The 688-nt window shown below is 32.8% G+C and carries 1 pseudogene; it reads right to left on the bottom strand.

The window, feature by feature from the left end:
* Window positions 1–392 precede the first annotated feature (392 nt).
* A pseudogene (locus tag DMC01_RS15565) lies at window positions 393–688 on the bottom strand (hypothetical protein); the annotation flags it as partial.

The following is a 688-nucleotide window of genomic DNA, read 5'->3' as shown; positions in this document are numbered from 1 at the left end:
TATTTCTTTTAAATGAAGGACAAAATTTCAGTCATTAAATTTGGCAAGTGTCAACTTTTAAAACTTTTACTCTGCACAGTTGCAAGACGAAACGAAGCAAAAAAATTCTCAATGTCACTTATGTGATTTGTGTCCTTTGCAAACTAGTTTTCCCCGTGTTTTACCATATAACTTTGCTTTGCAAAGTTGCAAACAAAGCGATAGAAAAGTATATCAAAACCAAAAAGGGATTTTTCGCCTTGTGTTTTGCACTCCGCTCAAAATGACAAAATTATTGTCACTCTGAGCAAAGTAAAAAATCAACCAAACCATCATAAATAGCTAAGCACTAAAATTCCATCTTACTCATACCGCTTAAATCCCATATAATAGCTCTTCTTAGCAAAGCTAATTTTTACAAGCTGAGTATAAACATAGCCATTTCGTTTTAGCATACCTTCTCGCAGAGTTATAAGTGTGTAGTACGAAGTAAAAATACAGGTGTTTTTAGCCCCATGTCCACGCTTAGCTCGCATTCTTTTTGCACCTTCTACTACGCAATTACGACAGAAGCGAAGTAAAAAATAACTCTCAGCTATTTCATCTTGCATTTTTGAATTTTTTCACATTCTTTAAGGCTTAAAATTCTAATATTTTTGATTATTTTATTGATGCTTTGGCGAGAATTTTTGCTTAATTTTGCAAGTTT

The sequence above is a fragment of the Campylobacter troglodytis genome (genome assembly GCF_006864425.1).
Taxonomy (GTDB): domain Bacteria; phylum Campylobacterota; class Campylobacteria; order Campylobacterales; family Campylobacteraceae; genus Campylobacter_D; species Campylobacter_D troglodytis.
The sequence above is the reverse complement of the archived record's forward strand: the minus strand, read 5'-3'. Positions and strand labels throughout refer to the sequence as shown.